Origin of the sequence: Vreelandella populi, from assembly GCF_003989825.1 — a bacterium.
GTDB classification, from domain to species: domain Bacteria; phylum Pseudomonadota; class Gammaproteobacteria; order Pseudomonadales; family Halomonadaceae; genus Vreelandella; species Vreelandella populi.
In genome coordinates, this window is sequence record NZ_RZHE01000002.1 from 120,535 (window position 1) to 139,790 (window position 19,256).

The following is a 19,256-nucleotide window of genomic DNA, read 5'->3' on the forward strand; positions in this document are numbered from 1 at the left end:
CGTTAGCTCCGGGCTTGGGCGAGCAGAGTAGCAAGGGCATCTAGCGTTTGGTCGATATGGGCCTGGGTATGATCATAGGCGAGGAAAAAGCGCAGGCGGGCGCTTTTTTCAGGTACCGCTGGATGAAGAATAGGCTGAACATTGATGTGGTATTGCTCAAGCAGCGTATGGGAAAGGTGAGCCGCCAAGGGCGAGCTGCCCACAATAATCGGCACGACGGCCGCGCCAATGCTGTGCCCGGTATCCATGCCGTGCTTTTTGGCCTGCTGCAGGAAGTAGCGCGAAATGGCGTGGAGCTTTTCTACCCGCTCGGGCTCTTGCTGCATCAGTTCAAGCACTTTGATGGACGGGGCGGCGACCTGAGCGGGCATGCCCACGCTATACAAAAAGCCCGGTGCAAAGTAGCGCAGCGTTTCTACCAAGGCGCTGCTGCCAGCGATATACCCGCCACAACCTGATAGCGTTTTGCTCATGGTGCCCATCCAGATATCCACATCTCGCGGATCAATGGCAAAGTACTCATGAAGCCCGAGGCCGTTATCGCCCATCACACCAAAAGAGTGCGCCTCGTCTACCATCAACCAGACCTGATGGCGTTTTTTGAGCTCGATAAATCGCGGCAGGTCAGGGATGTCGCCATCCATGCTGTAAAGCCCTTCGATCACCACAATCACGCGCTCAAACTGGTGGCGATGACGGCTAAGTAGCGCGTCCAGGGCGTCCGGGTCGTTATGGGCGAACGACATGCGCTTGGCGCCGGAAAGCTGAGCACCGACAAGCGAGCTGTTATGGATATACTCGTCGTGGAGTACAAGATCCTTGGCGCCAAGCAGGTAGCCAAGTGTCGATACATTGGTTGCATGACCGCTGACAAATGCCACGGCGTCGTCTACCTGATACGCCTTGGCAATGGCCTGTTCCAGTTCACGATGAATCGGGCGCTCGCCGGAAACTACGCGGCTTGCAGAAACCGATGTGCCGTAACGGGCTACCGCTTCGCACGCGGCTTGGGTAACCCGGGGGTCGCCCGAGTAGCCCAGGTAGTTATAGCTTGCAAAGTTGATGCAGGGTTGTCCCTGAATCACGCTAGTAGCGCCGGCAATGCCTTCGTGGACCTTGAAAAAAGGGTCTTTCAAGCCCAGCTGTTCAGCGCCCTGACGCAGCATGGTTAACTGCTGGTAGCCCGGGTGGGCATCAAATCGCGTAAAACGCTCAGCCACCGGACCGGGTGTGCCATTACCCGGCAGGGTTGAGCCCGTTGGGGTAGAGATAGTGCTGTCATTAGGGCGAGCAGTGGCACGTGGCGTGGTGCGCTTACGTGCCTGCTCCAACAGCTGACGTTTTAGATCAGAGCGATTGGCGGTCATGGTATCTCAGTCGTTGATGCGGAGGGTGCTGACTCGGTAAATCCTTCAGCCCCGTGGCGAGCGGCCAGAGAGGCTAACGCATCCTGTGGGGCCTCTTCAACATCATCGTCATGCTGGTGGAGCTTCTGGATCAGCACGCCCGCGAGCTTATCAAGCGTTGAGGCCTCGCTCAGCACCATGACCGGCACCTGAACACCCAAGCGATTTTCAATCGCCGTCATCAGCTCGACGCCCATCAGGGAATCAAAGCCCATGTCGTAGACCGAGCGATTAACGTCAATCTTCTCCTCTTCAATCAGCAGGATGCTGGCAAGCTCCGCTCTCAGCAGCTCGGTCACTGTGCTATGCAGCTCTTCCGGTGACAGATCGGCCAGCAGAGCGCTGATATCATCATCACTCTCATGGCTGCTATCGTCGTCGCTGGCGCGGGCTATCTCATCGAAGCGCGGCGCATTGGCGGTAGGCAAGAAGCGCGCAAGCGCCCCCCACTCAAGTTCCAGCACGCCAAGGCTTGGGCCGGGAGTTACCAGCATCTGTTCCAGTACCTTGAGCGCATCATCCGAGCGCAGAGCAGAACCGCCCAAACGCTCTTGCAGGGCATCGCGGGTACGGGTGTTGCGGGCAAGGAAGCCGACGTCTTCAATCGCGCCCCAGCGTACGCAGGTAGCAGGTAACCCTGCCGCTCGACGGCTTGCCGCAAACGCTTCCAGCCAGTGGTTGGCGGCCACGTAGTTGGCCTGGCCGGGGTTGCCAAATAGCGTAGTGGCGGAGGAGTAGAGAACAAAGAAGTCCAGCTGCTCATTACGCGTTAGCGTATCCAGGTGGCGGGCGCCTTCAATCTTGGGTGCTAGCACCTTTTGAATGCGTTCGGCGTCCAGGTTACGAATCAGGCTGTCGTCAATCACCGTGGCGGCATGCACGATACCGCGCAGCGGGCCAAGCTCATCCCTGGTGCGCGCTAGCACGTTAGCCAGTGCATCACGGTCGGTAATATCGCAGGCAACCGCCATCACCTTGACGCCTTGGGCGTTAAATTCGGCGATAGCTGCCTGAGCCTCCTCACTGGACGGGCCGCTGCGGCTAAGCAGAATCAGTTGGCGGGCTCCTTTGCTCGTAAGCCACTGGGCGGTTTTAAGGCCGAACCCGCCTAGCCCGCCGGTGACCAGATAGCTGCCATCGCTTGAGAGACTTAGCGTTTTGAGACCCAGCGCTTCATTTTTAGGTGGCGCGATGGGCTGCTCATAGGTGACGACGACTTTACCGATCTGGCGCGCCTGCTGCATATAGCGGAACGCATCGATCACCTGGCTATGGCTGAATGCAGTAAACGGCAGCGGACTGAGCGTGCCGTCATTGAACAGCGCCATCATCTCGCCGAACAGGCGTTGGGTCAGAGAAGGCTGCACTTTCATCAGCTGGTCGGAGTCGATACCGAAGTAGCTCAGGTTGTTACGGAACGGACGTAGGCCGATATGCGTATTTTCATAGAAATCGCGCTTGCCGAGCTCCAGGAAGCGCCCGAAGGGCTTCAAGGCGCGCAGGTTCTGGTTAATGGCTTCCCCGGCAAGCGAGTTCAGTACGATGTCGACGCCTTCCCCTTGGGTATCTTCAAGAATTTCTTCAGCAAAGGTGAGCGAGCGGGAGTCGTAAAGACGCTCGATGCCCATCAGACGCAGGAAGTCACGCTTCTCTTCAGAACCCACCGTGGCGTAGATTTCAGCGCCCAGCCACTGGGCAATTTGCAGAGCGGCAATACCTACGCCGCCCGCCGCGCCATGAATCAGCACTTTCTCGCCCGGCTCCAAACGTGCCAAGTGTTTCAGCGCGTAGTACACCGTAAAGAAGGTCGTCGGAATGGTCGCGGCAGCGGCAAAGCTTACGCCTTCCGGTAGCGGCGCCACGGCATGCTGGCTGGCAATCAGCCGGTCACTGAAGCTTGCCGGGCCAAAGCCAACGACGGCTTGCCCTGGGGCTACGTGAGTGACGTTGTCACCTACGGCAACGACTTCGCCGGAGAACTCAAGACCCAGCGTTGGCCCGGCAAAGCCGTTCTCGATCGCTTCGTCAGAGAGCAGACCAAGGGTGTACATCACATCACGGAAGTTAAGCCCCGTGGCCTTGACCTTGATTTCAACCTCATCGGCCTTGAGCGCAGGCAGCTCACGCGGGCGCCACTGTAGCTGACGCAGCTGGCCGGGAAGTGCAAAACCTAGCGTCATCGCCTGGCGGGTCGGCGCATTGGTTACCTGTTGAGGCGCCGGGGCGGGCAGTGTGCGCAAGCGAGTAGCAAAGCGCTCACCGCGAGTATTAATCACCACTTCGTTTTCACGATCCGGCGCTATCAGCGAGGCAGCCCATGCGCTTAATGCAGCATCGTTAACGTTGTAAGGGATATCCAGTAGGCTGGCCGTATGGCCAACGGCTTCATTGGCAAGCGAACGCCCAAAGCCCCAGAACGCGGCATCATCGGGCAGGGAGGCGCTATCCTGTGAATGCCAAAGCAGGCTGACCCCTTGGGTCGTGAGCCACAGCGTTGCAGCCTCAAGCCCTTTTGCTTCAAGGGCAAGGCTCCACTGTTGGGCGCGATGGCAGCGTAGCGTTTGTACCTCAATACCGCTGCCTTGTAGCCCACGCAGGTCAATGACGTTAAGCGCTTGGGCAGCATCACCCAACTCGGCAAGCGCCTCATCTAAAAGAGCTTCAGGTAGGCTTTCGCTTTGCTTAACCATGACCTTGGCTTGGCGCGCAGTAAGCGCTTTAGACAGGCGCGCCGCCAGTGCTTCATTGGCCTGGTCGGTCACGATGAGCTGATAAGGCATCGCCAGTGAATGCTCTGTTTTCTCAGCGGTCGAGGAAACAGGTACTTGAGCGTGCAACAGGTAAGCGCCGTTCAGCCCTTCTTCAAGCTCTATGGGCGCTGAAACGCTAAAGCCCTGAGCGCTTAGCCACTCGCTAAGCGTTTCCTGCTCCAGTGCCGTTTGATCAATACCGGGCGTGGCCAACACATCGTCCAGCCAGCGGCTTGGGGCGATGGCAACCACCATGATATGCGCCCCGGGGGCGAGCTGAGCGGGTAGGGTTTCGATTAACTGGCGCGTACGGCCAGGCTGGGTGGCATCCGCACTGATAAATGCCAGTTGGGCTTTTTCAGCATTGGCCAGCGCTTGGGACGCGTCATCCAGCGACTGCACGTCGATAAGCGGGAAACGCTCCTGCAGCTGCTCGGCCTGATGGCGGGCAGTGTCGTGGGTCGTTATTGCCCGGTAGCGATAGTTAGCGGCCTGATGCGCGTTAGTCAACTGCTCAAGCAGGCGCTGGCCCAGCGCAGGCGCACAGGGCCCCGCTTCAAGCAGGGACAAACGCTCACCCGCGCCCAGCGAGCCGAGAGAGGCTTCCATCAGGCTGCCAAGCTCGCTGGAAAGCAGCTGCCAGCCGCTTTCGCCTACCAGAACGCGGTTAAGCCTTGCCAGGTGCTCTGTGGAAATATCCAGCGTTTCAAGCTGGGTAGCTCCGCTCTGCAACGCTTGACGGTGCAAGCCAAGGCGGCCCACCAGATGAATGGGGGCAAAGTAGTCGGGGTAGTCCTGTACCAGCAATTGCCAGATGGTTTCCGGTGACAACTGCTCGTCATTGCCTTCCACCGCCAGGCCTTGCTGGGCAAACGCCTCGCTCAGGCTATCTAGCAATGGAGCAACTTCCTGGGCGTAGCGTTGGCCGGTATGTTCAGCATAGCTCTCACTTAATCCAGCCAGACGGGTCAGGGCTTCTGCCGGCAGCGGCAAGGCGCTGGCCTCAAGCGGGGCGGGCGTAAGTTCGACATCCAGATAGCTAAACTGCTGATGATGAGCACGGTTCAGGCGAATCGCCTTGAAACGCGTTTGGCTAAGCACGGCCACGGCGCGGCCTGCGGCATCAAAAAGCTCAAAATCGGCGGTAAACGAGTGGGGTGCGCGCTTGCCCATGACCGCACGGGCGATAACGGGAGCCCCTGCTTCGGTATTGACCTGAATGCGGCCAACGCGCACCGGCACAAACGCAAGCTGGGCGGCAAATTCACTATGCTGGGCCAGCAGCGGAATAAACAGCTGGAAAGCGCTGTCCAGAATGCCGGGGTGCACGTGAAGCGTCGAAAGCTGCGCCTGAACATCGCTGTTAAGATCAATCGCGCCAATCACGGCGTCTTCTTCAATCCAGCCGTGGCTGATTGCCTGGAACGCAGGACCATAGTGCAGGCCGATTCGCTCAGCCATCTGCAGGTGGTCTTCTAGGATGTAGTCCGGCGCTCGCTCAGGCAGTACAGGCGCCTGGCGGTTGAGCAGGAAACCGCGGCTTTCGCGCATGTTGCGGGCGACCGCGTTCAGCTGCCATTCGTGGCCGTTGGCCGGCTCCCGGGATTGAATGGCAATGCGTCCATCGTCGGGGCCAAGTGTCAGGCGCATGGTTCGGCCATTGGGGCCGTCAAGCAGCAGCGGCGCGCGGATCTCCAGCTCTTCTATATCCAGAAGCGGGTTATCGTGTTGTTGAAGCGCTGCGGCCAGGGTCAACTCTACAAAACCCGCGCCGGGGAATACGGCGCCTTCGCCGACCACGTGATCGGCAAGCCAGGGCTGGCGCTTGGTGTCCAGTTGGCTTTCCCATGTATGGTCCTGCTGGGCAAGCGGGTAACCCAGCAGCGGGTGCTGGTAGTAGCGTGACAGCAACCCCTGGCTATCCTGCGTGCTGCTTACCCAGTGGCGAGTGTGCTGCCATGAGTAGCGCGGCAGCAGGACATGCTGGCCTTCCACGGGGAAGAAGTGGCGAACATCAAGCGCGAGCCCGCTTAACAACAGCTGGCTCGCGCTTTGTTGTAACATTTCAAGGCCGGGCTTATGGCGCTCAATCGTGCCGATCACAAGTCCCGCACGCTCCTGCTGGCGCAGTGACTCGTTTAAGTAGCGGCGCAGAATGGGGTGTGCGCCAATCTCTACAAATACGTTGTATCCCTGTTCGATCAGCGCTGTAGCAGCATGGTCAAACAGTACCGGCTCGCGGATATTTTTCCACCAGTAGGTGGCGCCAAGCTCCGTGCCCTGGCTGATTTCTCCGGTTACCGTCGAATAATAGGGAAGCTCTGTCTGGCGAGGCGTGATGCCGTCCAGCGCTTCAATTACACCGGCTTGGATACTGTCCATGGCCGGGCTGTGGAAGGCGTAGTCCAGCGGCAGGCGCTTGGCGAAAGTGCCCTGATCGCTCAGCTGCGCTTCAAGGGCTGCCAACTGCTCGCGCTCACCTGCCAAGGTAATGCCTTTGGGGCTGTTAACGCCTGCCAGGCATACCTGATCAAATTCGGGGCGGGCGAGCCAGGGCGCGATATCCTCAGCGCTCATGGCCACGGCCGTCATTTCACCCAGGCCACGGGTTTTACCCTGATAGAAGCTGCGGTAGTAAATCACCTTGACCGCATCTTCAAGGCTCAAGCTGCCCGCCGCCCAGGCGGCAGCCACTTCACCCACGCTATGTCCAAATACGGCAGAGGGAACAATCCCTTGAGCTTTCAACCACTCGGTCAATGCGACCTGCAGAGCAAACAGGGCAGGCTGAGCGATTTCGGTAAGCTCAAAGCGGTTCTCACCATTTTGACCGGCCAGCTCATCACGCAGCGAGAAATTCCCATACTGCTGGAACAGGCTATCCACACGGTCAATGGCATCAGCAAATACGGGCGCTGTGTCCAGAAGATCGCGGCCCATGGTTTCCCATTGGCAGCCGTTGCCGTCATACACGAACACCGGCCCACGCGCGTTGGTCAACCGTTCCAGCGTGGTGACACTGGGGGTGTTTTCACCTTGGGCGAACTGATCAAGCGCTGCTGCGGCCTCTTCAGGCGTTTGAGCAAAGCAGAGCGCGCCAAAAGCGTGCGGCTCGCGGCGGTTGTAAAGCGTATGGGCAATATCGTAAAACGCGCTGTTGGTATCTTTCAGATAAGCCGCCAAGGTGCGGGCGCTGACAGCCAGGGCATCCTGGCTTTTTGCACTAAGCCGGATAGGTAGCGCATGTGCAGGCGCCACGGCAGGCGTTGAGGTTTTTTCAGGCGCGCTTTCCAGTATGACGTGGGCGTTGGCGCCGCCAAAACCAAACGAGTTGATGCCGATCACCAGACGGCCCTGTTTTTTCAGGGGCTGCGCCTTGGTGACTACCTGCAGGTTCCACTCATCAAACTTGATGCGGGGATTCAATTTGCGAATTCCGATGGTGGCGGGCACTTCACGGTGCTGCAGGCTATACAGCGCCTTGGCAAGCCCGGCCACACCCGAGGCGGTTTCAAGGTGGCCAATGTTACTTTTGACCGAGCCAATGAGTAACGGTGTTTTGCGGTATTTGCCTAGCGCCTCGCCAATGGCGCGGGTTTCAATCGGGTCGCCCACGGCGGTACCCGTACCATGAGCCTCAAGGTAGTCGATCTCATCAGGGGTGATGCCGGCCTGTTCGTAGGCGCGGCGCATCAGATCAACCTGGGCACTGGGATTGGGCACCGTAATACCGGATTTATGCCCGTCGGTATTCACGGCAGACCCGGCTACCACCGCCAGGATATTGTCGCCATCGGCGATGGCCTGGTCGTAATCCTTGAGCAGGAAAAGCCCGGCGCCTTCAGAGCGCACGTAGCCGTCGCCCGATTCATCGAACACCTGACAGCGGCCAGTGGGCGAGAGCATGCTGGCCTTCGAGAAAATAATAAACCCGTAAGGATGCAGGTGCAGACTGATACCGCCCGCCAGCGCCATGCTGGTTTCACCGCTGCGAATGGATTGACAGGCCTGATGGAACGCCACCATGGCTGACGAGCAGGCGGTATCCAGCGACATGCTGGGGCCATGCAGATCGAACACGTAGGAAAGGCGGTTTGAAGCAATGCTTGAGGTATTACCTGTGGCGGTGGAGGCATCAATGGCCGCCATGTCATCCGCCATACGGTATGAGTAATCAAGGCTGGCAACGCCCAGGAACACGCCACAATGGCTACCACGCAGGCTGCTGGGCACGATGCCCGCGCTCTCGATGGTTTCCCAGGCGAGTTCCAGCAGCATACGCTGCTGGGGATCCATGTTGGTCGCTTCACGCGGCGAAATGCCAAAAAACTCGGCATCAAAGCCGCCGATATCGCCAAGGCTGCCCGCAGCGAAAGTGACGCTGGTGCCCGGATGACGTTTATCCGGGTGCAGGAAGGCGTCATGACTCCAGCGGTCGGGGGCTACTTGGGTGACTAAATCTTTTTCGGCTTGCAGGTCCTGCCAGAACGTTTCAGGGGTTGTGCCTGGGAAACGATGGGCGGCGCCGATAATGGCAACGCGTTTAGTCATTCTTGCTCCTGAGGTTCTGGTTCTGCCTTGATCACATTGCTACTTATATCGTGTCCAAACGCTTGTTTAAATAGCTGGACGCCAAGTTCACTGGCTGACAATGCACGCTGGTTTGGCGATACGTCGTCTGGTGGCATGTGCGCCTGTAACGGGTGTTGCGCTTGAGATGACGCCTGAGCATCAGTTGACCATATCATGTACGGTGTAGTGCCAGCCGGGGGCGAAAAATACCGATACGCTGCGGGTAAAATGGGTACGTGATCACCGTACCAGCCCAGCAGTCCCGGCCGTTTAGCCTCGCTTAACGCAGTCTTGACACTTGCCAGCATTTTGTCGGCCTCGCCCAGATGACGCAAATACACCGCTAGATCGCGTAAGTGCGTGGGTAGCGGCCAGGGGGCCGTTGGCAGCGCCGCTGCCAAGCTTTCCTGAAGCGGCGCTTCCAGGTGCAGTGGGCCATGGTTTTCCATGGTAATCACGAACACAAAGACTGGCCTATTATCGCTATCTTCAAGCAGTCGTCCAACCTTTCGTGCAACGGCCGCGTCGCCAATGTACTGTCCTTGCTTATCGCTGCTTTCAAAACTGCTGATATCGATAAACTGATCAAACCCCAGTTGGGGGATCACTTTATGGCGCATATAGAAGCTGGCGGGGTAGGGGTGAATACATACCGTGCGATAGCCGGCCGCCTTGAACGTGCCGGCCAAGCTTGGCAACGGGTGGCGCGACAGGGTGCGGTAGGGGTTGAACTGGCGCGGCCCCCAAACGCTTGGCGCAAGCCCGGTAAGTACGGCGCATTCTGTGCGAACGGTATTGGCGCCCCAGGCGGGTACGGTTAGCTCGCCGTGTTGCAAGGCTTCTGCGCGTGTGGCATCAAAATGCGTCAGCAGGTTGTCGGCAATATCGGGATACCAGGGGCGGGGGTCAAAAAAAGACTCGCTCTGAATCAGCACTACATTCTTCGCAAGCGCGCTGGAGGTGCCGGGCGCGGAGTTTGCGGTATTCAGCGAGCTGGATAATGAATAAAACGGCGACTGCTTAGGCGTTGGGGGCGAGGAGCGCATAAGCGCTACGCCGTAAGCCCATAGACTGGCAAATAACCCTAGCCGGTCCATATCTTCAACCGGGTTCAGCGTGATAGGGGCAAGCGCCCGCCAACCCAGTACGACCAAGGCCGCGCCTGACAAAATAAGCAGGCCTGCATAGGCTATAAAGGGTAGCCCGCCCCATTGGGTGATAAGCGATGGCTCCCAGTAAAGAAATCCACCAATAGCGGCCGCCCCGGCACTGCTGGCCGCAATGGCCAGGCCGGTGCCGAAAAAGGGTACATAGAGGCGCGGGTGGAGAATGGCATCCCAGAAGTATTCAAAATCGTGGCAGATAAACGGCTCACACAACGTGCTTGATTTGGTGTTGCTGGACTGTACCACTACCAGTTGCAGCGCCAGAATAAAAATCACCGCAAACCAAGGGCGTTGGAGCACTAGAACAAAGACCCCGAACAGCAGCAGCCAACTGCCCAGATGAACGCTGTTGGCCGCCATGCCGCGCCGCCAGAACGGTTGTGGGCGTGGGTTAAGCAGTGCTTCAAATACTACTGTGCCCAAGAGCCCTGTCAGTAGCGGCCATAAAAGCGGCAAAGCCAAGGAAGTAAGCATTTCAAGCGCCTTCCTGGTGGTCGGTATGATCAAAGCCCAGGCGTTTGATTATCCATTGGGAAACGGCGGCGGGGAGTACTGCTAGCCACCAGGTGCCAAAGTTAAGCGGGAAAGGAAAACTGATACGCGCTCGATTCGCATCAATGCCTCGTTTGATTACCTTGGCGGCCCGTTCAGGCGGCCATTCGAATGGCTTGGGACCCGGCATGGCATTGCACATGGGGGATGTCACATAGCCGGGCATCACCACGGTTACCCCAATGCCGTAAGGCGCCAACAAGCCCCGCAGCCCTTCTCCGTAGGCTTTGATACCTGCTTTGCTGGCGCTGTACGTGGGGGTGGTGGGCAGGCCATGCCACCCGGCCAGCGAGCTGATGAAGACCAGCTGGCCGCAGCCGCGAGCCTTCATGGCAGGCGCCAGGTGCTGGGCCATAGCGATGGGGGTTTTCAGGTTGATATCCAGAAGTGCTTGAACATCGTCCCACGGCTCCAGCTGTCCTGGCGCCTGGGGATGGGTATTTTTACCGGCGTTGGCAATCACGATGTCGGGCGTGTGCTCGGCACATAACGTTTGAAGCCACTGCGAGAGCGCTGCCTCATCGGTTAGGTTAACGGAGGACGTGGTTACCTCGGCGCCCAGTTCGCGGCAAGCTTCTGCCAGAATCGCTAATGCCGCTTGCTGTCTGCCGTGCACTATCAGATGGGTATTCTGATTGGCGTAGGCGCGGGCAAGTGCGCCGCCGATCGCGCCGGTTGCGCCGGTAATTAGTACGCAGCGTCTTAGTAAAGCATTAACAGAAGCGCTCAAAGCAGTTTCTCCAGCGGCGATGGGCAGGCTTCCAGTATATGGGCGGCGTTATTTACCGCGAGGTCAATACTGGGCTGGCAGTAAAAACCGCCGTTGACCTGTACGGTATGCATCACCGTGTTACGGAAGTAGTTAAACAGCTGTTGACTTGGCGGTGGCGGCTGGTTCCAGAATTCATCCAGGCTCTCTGGATAGGTGAGACCGGCAAGGTTATAGATCGGGTCGCTTAGTGCAAAGGTGGGGCACTGTTTTTCAAGCGACACAAACCCGACAGTACTATTCACCGTGACAACACCCACGGCGTGCTTGATCAGGGCGTCCAGGTTGCCGGATTCCAGATAGACAATACGCCCTTCCAAGCTGTAAAACTGGGATAGCTGCTCGATGATACTGGGATAGTTGACCAGGCCCATATCCAACGGATGATTCTTGATGCACAGCAATGCATCACCCGGGGCATGTTCAGCAAAGGAGCCCATGACATGATCCATCACTTCCTGCATGTTGGCATAGGGCGAGTGATCGCGGATCTGGGCGTCGGTATTCAGCTGCAGTGGCAGTATGAAGTAAGGCTTGGCGCTTTCGATAAGCGTCTTGATGCGCTGGGCATCTCTGGGCTTCCACTTTTTCAGCAGTGTAAAGCGCTTGATATAGCCCGTGTATTCGACCGGGGCGGTGATCGGAGCATGATTACGATAGCGCGGCGCCACCACCGGGTTGGCAAGCCCTGCCAAGTGATAGGCCACATCGTGCAGCGCACGAATTTTAAACGATGATCGAAAACGTACCGGCGCGGGCAGCTCGGGCAGTGCCTTGCCGGTTTCATAAAACCAGTTGGGGTCGCGGGGCAGAAGCGAGTGGCCGTTCACGCCATCGCGTTCCAGTGTGATCCAGAAGGGGCGGAAGTAGCCTTCTTCAAACACATGGGTGCGAACACCAGCTCTAGAGGCATTTTCAACGGCGGGACGATGAATTGGGCGCCTGTCACCAAACATCACCTGATCGGTAATTCCATAGCGTTGCCATAGCGCTTCAATATAGGCAGGCAGCTCGCTTAGCGGCTCACGGAACAGATGGCTTTCACTGTGGGTGCGCTGCCAGTAGGCCATGTCGCCAGCGTTGAAGTTAACCTTTACCACGCGGTGCCCATCATCGGTAAGCCGACGCGCTAAACGTTGGTAGAAGGGCGAGCAGACCCCCTGTAAAAATAAGAATGCGCGCTTTTGCTTCAACTCAATGTCTTCCAATCAATAAATTACGGTATAGCCGATAAAGACGCTGCTTCCATGTCAGCGACGATTGCTGTGTTCTTGCCTGTTCCAACAGACTAACGACAGTTTCCGCATTGCAGAGCTGGCGGCTTTGCGGATCTACGTAGCTTGGGTAAAGAATCAACGTGCCCGCGACCAGCGCATCAAGCGATAAGCGGCGAGATCGGCGTTCGCAGTGCATGGCGTCCTGCGTTAACCCCCAGGCGGCGTAAAATGGCATGCCGTAGGTAACTACCTGTCGGTGACGCAAAAGCGCCTCAAAACCCGTTAGTGAACTCATGGTGTGAACCGCATCGACTCGCTCCAATAAGGAGGCGATATCCATGTGGCTGGCATCCAGATCATACAGGCGTTTGGCGTCGGGTTCGAGTGCCCCTATACGAGCGCCGGTGATAACATCCGGGTGAGCCTTATAGATGATGAACGCGTCGGGGTTAGCTTGACGCACCGCACGCAGCAGGGCGCTGTTGGTGCGTATCTCGGGTGAGCCGGTAGCAATGGAGGCGTCACTTTCCACTTGGCCAGGTACCAGAATGGTTAATCTATTTGCTGGCAGCTCAATACTGTCTTGGCCGCGGACGTTGTACTTGGAAAGCTTGAGAGCCACCAGACGCTCGCGCAGGTGGGCTGCGCGCTCAAGCAGGTCATCGCTGAATACCGTTTGCTGAAGCAGCGTTTCAAGATCGCTTGGCCGGCTGGGATCGTAGTAGATCCCTTGCGAATCAATCACCAAAGATAGCGGCTGGGTAAGATCAACGCCCAAACCGACTGAGCGGATAAAGCCATCCTCTATGCGCCACAGATGCGGCATAAGCTCGGCGTGCTGCTGCTCGAACACCTGATCAATGCGGCTTGACCATACTAAAAGCTTTTGTTCGGGCGGCGCGGCTGGCAGCGCCTCCTGATAAGCCACACGGGCAGCGCTGCCGGTGAAGTGATGAATAAAGCGCCGCTTCCAGGATGAAAAGCCGCAGGCTAGCCATTCACCCCGTAGCCGTTCCTGCTGGCGTTTCTGATCGGCAATCAGTGCGATGGTATCTTCCAGCGTAGTGGACTGGAGCGTATAGGGGTTAGCGTAGCGCGCATAACGTAAATAAGCTGCGGCAAATACTTCGTTAAGGGTGCGCTGGGCACGGCGGCGTGTGCAGGGCTGACGGTCCTGGGTGAGCCCCCAGCCGGTATAAAAGGGCAGGCCAAAGCAGTGCACGCGCTTACCGGCCAGCAGTGCTTCAAACCCTAATTGGCTGGTGACCACATAAACCGTATCCACCTGATCAAACAGGGTCCATGGATTGATGTCTTCACTTACCACGTGACAGCGCGGATGCGTTTGTGCCTTAAGGAGATGACCCTGTTTTTTTCCGGCAATAACGTCAGGGTGAATCTTGACCAGGATCTCCGCGTCGGGATGATTTTCAAGCGCGGCGTTGAGCATTTCATCAAAGCTGTCTGCACTTGCCCCGCCATACTCAATAGACGCATCGCCTGCGGTTTGATCCACTACCAGTACACTTGCCTTGGAGGAGAGGTTGGTAGTACGGTCCGGGGCGTGGTTATATTTTGAAAGCCGGTAACGGACGATTTGCTGAATGCACCGCTCGGCCTGATTAAGCTCATCTTCTGTAAACGTGGCAGTATTAAGCCAGTTTTCCAGATCTGAAGGTCGGGAAGCGTCGTAATAGATGCCTGTGTAATCGACCACCAGGCTGTGCCTCTGGTATCCTGCAACGCCTAGGCCAAGCGAGCGTAAAAAGCCATCTTCCAGGGCAATATAAGGCAGGTTGTGGCGTTTAGCATAACGCCTTGCTCGAATGCTTGAGGGTTTCAATCCCCAACCAACCACAGCATCAGGCTTTTTTTGCAGTGGCTGCAAGCGCGAGAAATGACTAAATTCAGGCAGTAATGCGGCAAGCGCGTCAATCTTGCCAATACCAGCTGAGGTGTAGCCTACCGTGAATTTCGCCATGAGGTATTCGTCGCTAGTCTAGGGACAGTGAGGTCAGCGAGCGAACATACGTGAAATAGCCGCGCTTATCAATTAAGCGCAGTAAGCACTTACTTACCCCAAGTTAGTTTGAACAAGTTATCTAAAAGATTAAAAAACTACTTTAATTTTTTTAATTGACGCGCACAATAATCATGTTTTGGGGATTTGGCCTTAACATAGGCGATTTTTGCAACGTAGGCACAGGGATGTATTCAAAAAGAAGGACAATTGGTGCCTCTGTCTTTTCCGTTAAAAAAATTGCGTTCTTTTAGAACGCTGAAAGGCCGGCTTTTGCTGGGGCTTTTAGCTACCTTGTTGATACTAGTAGCACTCTTGCTGGGGCTGGCATGGCAGGTGGGTAAAACCATGGTGCTTGAAACCAATATGACGCATCTGCGTTATGAGGCGCGCCTGCTGGCCGATGAGATCACGCAGCAAGTAGAGCTGCGTATTCAAGCGCTACAACGCTTAGATGAAATTGCTGGTTATAGCGACGATCCTGAATGGCTAAGCTACGAGTTGCGCCACAGTGATACGTTAATGGTCTGGTTTGATGGCATCGTCGTAGCTGGCCGCGATGGGCACATTATTGCCGACTGGCCAAGTATTGTGGGCCGCGTAGGGCTTGATATATCTAATACCGAATTTTTCAAAATGGTGCGGGGCACTCGACAGCCGCATATGAGTGAGCCGTTTATAGGTCGGGCCAGTAAATCGCCCATGGTAGTCGTCAGCGTACCCCGCATCAACGATGACGGGGAGTTTGCCGGTATGATCGGAGGCGTGCTTAGCCTGGATACAGGTGGGCTTTTTAACCGTCTGGCAAAAGTGCGCCTGGGCGAGCGGGGCTTTGCTGGAGTGGCGACTGCCTCAGGTACTATCTTGTATCATCCCAACTCTTCGCTCATTAATACTCATGTAGTTAATGCAGCCGCTAATCCTTTGCTGGATCAGGCGCTTGATGGTTGGCAGGGGGATGGAGTAGGTAATCTGCTCAGTGACCAAATAGGCCTGCAATCCTATGCACAGGTCTGGCCTGCCAATTGGGTCATTGGGCTTTATTTACCCAGAGAGCAGGCACAACTCCCGCTGGCTGGGTTTATTCGCAAGCTTGGCTGGATGTGGCTGCTGCTGGCTATTTTGATCATGCCCTTTCTAGGGTGGATATTGGCACGCATTCTTACCCCGCTTAATCATCTGGAAACGCAAATTGGTGAAGTAGGCAGAGGCGAGCGCCAGCGAGTAACCCTGGCGACTGCCATGCAAGAGTTACGACAGGTAGCCTCCACCTTTAACCATGTAGAAGGTGAGCGCCAAACCCTTGTTGCTAATTTGCAAGAGCGCCAAGCCTTTCTTGACTCAGTGTTAAGTGCGGCACCCCAGGGCATGTTTGTCGCCAATTTCGACGGTGCCATTACCTATATGAACCCAGCATTGCTTGGAATGCTGAATATCCCTTCCGATTGGACGATGGAAGCCTTGCTAAACCAGATTCATTCCGACGACCGCGATGGCGCTAGAGACATGTGGCGCTATAGCCTGAAAAATGGCAGCGATTTTGTACGCCAATTGCGGTTTACTCGACTTGATGGAGAAGCACTGTGGCTGGATATTCACGCGCGGGTCGTAATGCTTACTCAAGAAGGGCTTTCACTAGGTTTTGTCGGCGTTGTTAAAGATATAACTGAGCGTCGTGAGCAGGAGGCGCTGCAGCGTTGGGAGGCCGAACATGATCCACTGACTGGGCTATTAAATCGACGTGGATTTGAGCGCCGCCTGGAAGAAGCCTTTGCCGATTTTCAAAAAACCAGCACGCCCTCCGCGTTGGTGATGTTCGATCTGGATCACTTCAAACCCATTAACGATGAAGGGGGGCACGCGCTTGGCGATGAAATGCTGCGTCGGATTGCCCAGGTAGTTGCCTGGGGAGTACGCCGAAGCGACCATGTAGCGCGTCAGGGCGGGGATGAGTTTGGTGTGTTGTTACCCAGTTGTACCTTGGCTCAGGCACAGCTGATTGCAGAGTCATTGCGCCAGGCCGTCAGTGAAGTCTCTGTCAGTCATTTAAATAAAGAGTACCGCGTAACGTTAAGTATTGGTGTTACCAGTTTTAATGATAGCGATACCCGTATCGAAGAGGTACTTTCTCGAGCGGATGCGGCCAGCTATGAAGCCAAGGGACAAGGCCGCGACGGTGTAGTGACTAAAGCATTATCAGAGCAGAGTGTTCCTACGTTGTTCAAATAGTATTGAACTCAAGCTTGGGTTTACGACTGGGCCTTCTCCGGTTTCAATCAAGCGTTATGGATAACTCCGGAATACAAGAGCATGTTGAATTGGTTGAGAAAAAGTGAATCTACTTGAACTGTTTACTCAAACGCTGGATACCACCTTACCCGTGTTTGCTATGGTCTTTCTGGGTATTGGCCTAAAACGCCTTGGCTGGATTGATCGAGCATTTGTGTCTACGGCCTCAGCGCTGGTTTTTAAGGCCACGCTACCTACGCTAATTTTTCTTAGTTTGATAAAAGCGGATATTAGCGTGGCGCTGGATATCTCGCTGATGCTGTTTTTCGCCGCCGCGACACTTGGTCAATTCATGCTGAGCTGGCTATGGGCGCATTACCGCATTCCCTACGCCGAGCGGGGTATTTACGTTCAGGGGGCCTTTCGTGGTAACTGTGGTGTGGTGGGGTTGGCGCTGGCGGCCGGGATGTATGGCAACTACGGGCTCTCTGCAGGCAGCCTGCTGGTAGGCGTAGTCATTGTGATGTACAACGCGCTATCGGTTGTAGTATTAGCGACCTATCAGCCGGAGCAGGCGACCGATTGGCGAAGTATCCTCAAGCATATTGCCACCAATCCTCTGATTATCTCGGTATTTGTGGCTTTACCATTTACGTCACTTTCCATTTCATTGCCTAGTTGGGTGATGACGTCGGGTGAATACTTTGCCTCGCTTACACTGCCTCTGGCGCTGATTTGCATTGGTGCCACGCTTTCGGTTTCAAGTATTCGGGACAAAAGCGAAGTGGCTCTCGGCTCTAGCATCATGAAAATGGCGGTTCTTCCCGTACTTTCGACCGTTGCCGCCTGGTTGATGGGCTTTGAAGGCGAACAGCTCGGCTTGCTGTTTCTCTTCTTTGCCAGCCCCACCGCCGCCGCGAGCTTCGTTATGGTGAAAGCCATGGGCGGCAACGCAGCCTTGGCCGCGAACATCATCGCGATCACCACCCTGATGGCCAGCGTCTCTATTACGCTGGGCATTTTTGCCCTGCGCTTGCTGGGTTGGGTATAAGAAAAGCACAGGCGGGTTGGAGTGCTTTGCCGAACACGCTATACTATGCGCCCCTTCTGTAAGCAAAGTCCCTGTAGCTCAGTAGGATAGAGCAGCCGCCTCCTAAGCGGCAGGTCGCAGGTTCGACTCCTGCCAGGGACGCCAAAGAAATCAAATGCTTAACGATAATTCATCATTGTATTATTCACTTATTTTTCGTTTCGTCTCCCCGTAGGCGCCCCCACAAAAAGCGCTTGCTTCAACCTTGCAGCGTCATCCATGCAGACAATGACCTTTTCCCCAAGCGAACAAAAGCCCCGAGCCTAGCGGCGGGGCTTTTTAGTTGGTGCTTGCGTTTCGTTAGGCCACTGGCGCACTGAATTCAAGCTAGCACCACCATCCCCTTCAAGTTACTCTGGCAAAATAATTCTACGCTGGGGAACGGGATGATGAAGAAAGAGTTAATAATGGGTTTGTGTCTCGTTTTATTACCCTCTATGGCTTTCTGCCAAACAAATAGCGAATGCAGTGATCGTCAGAAGCTTACAGAAATAGCAACTGAGGCTAGAGATAGAGTTAGCCAAGGCGAATCAGAGGACAGTCTAGCTATGTGGGCTGGCAATATTGGAGAGCCTGGATTACAGGCAGCTGCGTATAAGGCCATTGAAGCCTTTATCTTTAGGCCTCCCGCCAAAAGCGTTCCCCAGCTCGTAACGGTTATGGGTTTTCTTTGCAGTAAAGCGTACAGCCCATGAGGCGGTAAAAAGAAAACCCCGCCGAAACGGGATTAATGCTAAGCCTGAATCTCGTGTTCGATGGCGGTTGCCACACACTGCTTTTGGCTCTGACCTCTGGCGGTAGCAGCATCAACTGCATGTTCATTAATCACGGCACGGATGTGGTGTATATGCTTGAGGGTTTGGGAATCGAGTCAGACATTGATTTAAACGCGCTGGCAGCGCCTTGATGGTGGCAGGGGTATAGCGTATTCAACCTGACTTTCGACATATTAGGAGCAGATAATTCTTTCTGGCTCTCATGCCAAGAAAGCCCGAACGTTGACTATAGTGAACAGAGTGCCGGCGGTTCTGCGCCGCTAATAATCACTGTTCAACGTAACAACGCAAAGGGAGAAGCGCATGGCTCGTTATGGCCTGTTGGTTTTGATAGGGATGGCACTGGCTGGATGTTCGACCCAGAGCACTACCGATGGCGCTAACCAGGCGCAGCAGGTTGCCGTCAATTACTGTGAGCAGGAAGGCGGCGAAGTGCGATCGCGCCAGGAAGCGGGCGAGACGCGCCAGTATTGCCACCTGGTGGAAGGGCGGGTGGTAGAGGTCAATCTGCTTTATCAAACGGAAGGTTTGCGCGTTCACTAAGCGAGGTGCGGCGTATGCGTTGTCGTACCAGCGCTTGCCTGGTGTTTGAACTAATTTACTCCATGCCGTGCGCAGTGTTCATGCCAAAGCGCACGGTATTTTAAAGGGCTCGTTAAGAATTAAGTGAGCGCAGCAGAGTGAATGAGCTCTGGGGCTATTTGCGCAG

The 19,256-nt window shown here is 56.0% G+C and carries 10 protein-coding genes and 1 tRNA gene; 5 read left to right on the plus strand and 6 right to left on the minus strand.

Features of this window, described 5'->3' with window-relative positions; all coding sequences use genetic code 11:
* Positions 1–2: 2 nt before the first annotated feature.
* The 6 genes from ELY25_RS00500 to ELY25_RS00525 are packed head-to-tail and all read right to left on the minus strand — an operon-like array spanning position 3 to position 14,413.
* The gene (locus tag ELY25_RS00500; protein ID WP_126949354.1) at positions 3–1,367 is read right to left on the minus strand and encodes an aminotransferase class I/II-fold pyridoxal phosphate-dependent enzyme; all 1,365 of its coding nucleotides are present in this window, start codon (positions 1,365–1,367) and stop codon (positions 3–5) included.
* Positions 1,364–8,707: a type I polyketide synthase gene (locus ELY25_RS00505; protein ID WP_126949355.1), complete on the minus strand. Its 7,344-nt coding sequence runs from the start codon at positions 8,705–8,707 to the stop codon at positions 1,364–1,366. Before ELY25_RS00505 ends, ELY25_RS00500 begins: the two co-directional genes overlap by 4 nt.
* Positions 8,704–10,368: an LTA synthase family protein gene (locus tag ELY25_RS00510; RefSeq protein ID WP_126949356.1), complete on the minus strand. Its 1,665-nt coding sequence runs from the start codon at positions 10,366–10,368 to the stop codon at positions 8,704–8,706. The genes ELY25_RS00505 and ELY25_RS00510 overlap by 4 nt, the downstream gene beginning before the upstream one ends.
* 1 nt (position 10,369) lies before the next feature.
* Positions 10,370–11,176, minus strand: a complete 807-nt coding sequence (locus ELY25_RS00515; protein WP_126949357.1) for an SDR family NAD(P)-dependent oxidoreductase — start codon at positions 11,174–11,176, stop codon at positions 10,370–10,372.
* Positions 11,173–12,408, minus strand: coding sequence for a capsule biosynthesis protein (locus ELY25_RS00520; protein ID WP_126949358.1), 1,236 nt, complete (start codon positions 12,406–12,408; stop codon positions 11,173–11,175). The genes ELY25_RS00515 and ELY25_RS00520 overlap by 4 nt, the downstream gene beginning before the upstream one ends.
* Before the next feature lies 1 nt (position 12,409).
* Positions 12,410–14,413, minus strand: a complete 2,004-nt coding sequence (locus ELY25_RS00525) for a capsular polysaccharide biosynthesis protein (protein ID WP_126949359.1) — start codon at positions 14,411–14,413, stop codon at positions 12,410–12,412.
* A 252-nt stretch (positions 14,414–14,665) separates the two neighbouring features.
* On the opposite strand from ELY25_RS00525, the gene ELY25_RS00530 reads away from it, so the two are divergent.
* From ELY25_RS00530 to ELY25_RS00545, 5 genes are all read left to right on the plus strand, one after another.
* A complete protein-coding gene (locus ELY25_RS00530) occupies positions 14,666–16,681 on the plus strand; it encodes a sensor domain-containing diguanylate cyclase (protein ID WP_126949360.1) in 2,016 nt (671 codons plus the stop codon).
* A gap of 103 nt (positions 16,682–16,784) precedes the next feature.
* Positions 16,785–17,732, plus strand: coding sequence for an AEC family transporter (locus ELY25_RS00535; RefSeq protein ID WP_126949361.1), 948 nt, complete (start codon positions 16,785–16,787; stop codon positions 17,730–17,732).
* 67 nt (positions 17,733–17,799) lie between these two features.
* A tRNA-Arg gene (locus ELY25_RS00540) sits at positions 17,800–17,876 on the plus strand.
* A gap of 625 nt (positions 17,877–18,501) precedes the next feature.
* A complete protein-coding gene (locus ELY25_RS17750) occupies positions 18,502–18,678 on the plus strand; it encodes a hypothetical protein (RefSeq protein ID WP_185856193.1) in 177 nt (58 codons plus the stop codon).
* Between the two features lie 172 nt (positions 18,679–18,850).
* Positions 18,851–19,090 (plus strand): DUF333 domain-containing protein, encoded by a 240-nt coding sequence (locus ELY25_RS00545; RefSeq protein WP_126949362.1) that lies wholly within the window; start codon positions 18,851–18,853, stop codon positions 19,088–19,090.
* The last annotated feature ends 166 nt before the right edge of the window (positions 19,091–19,256 follow it).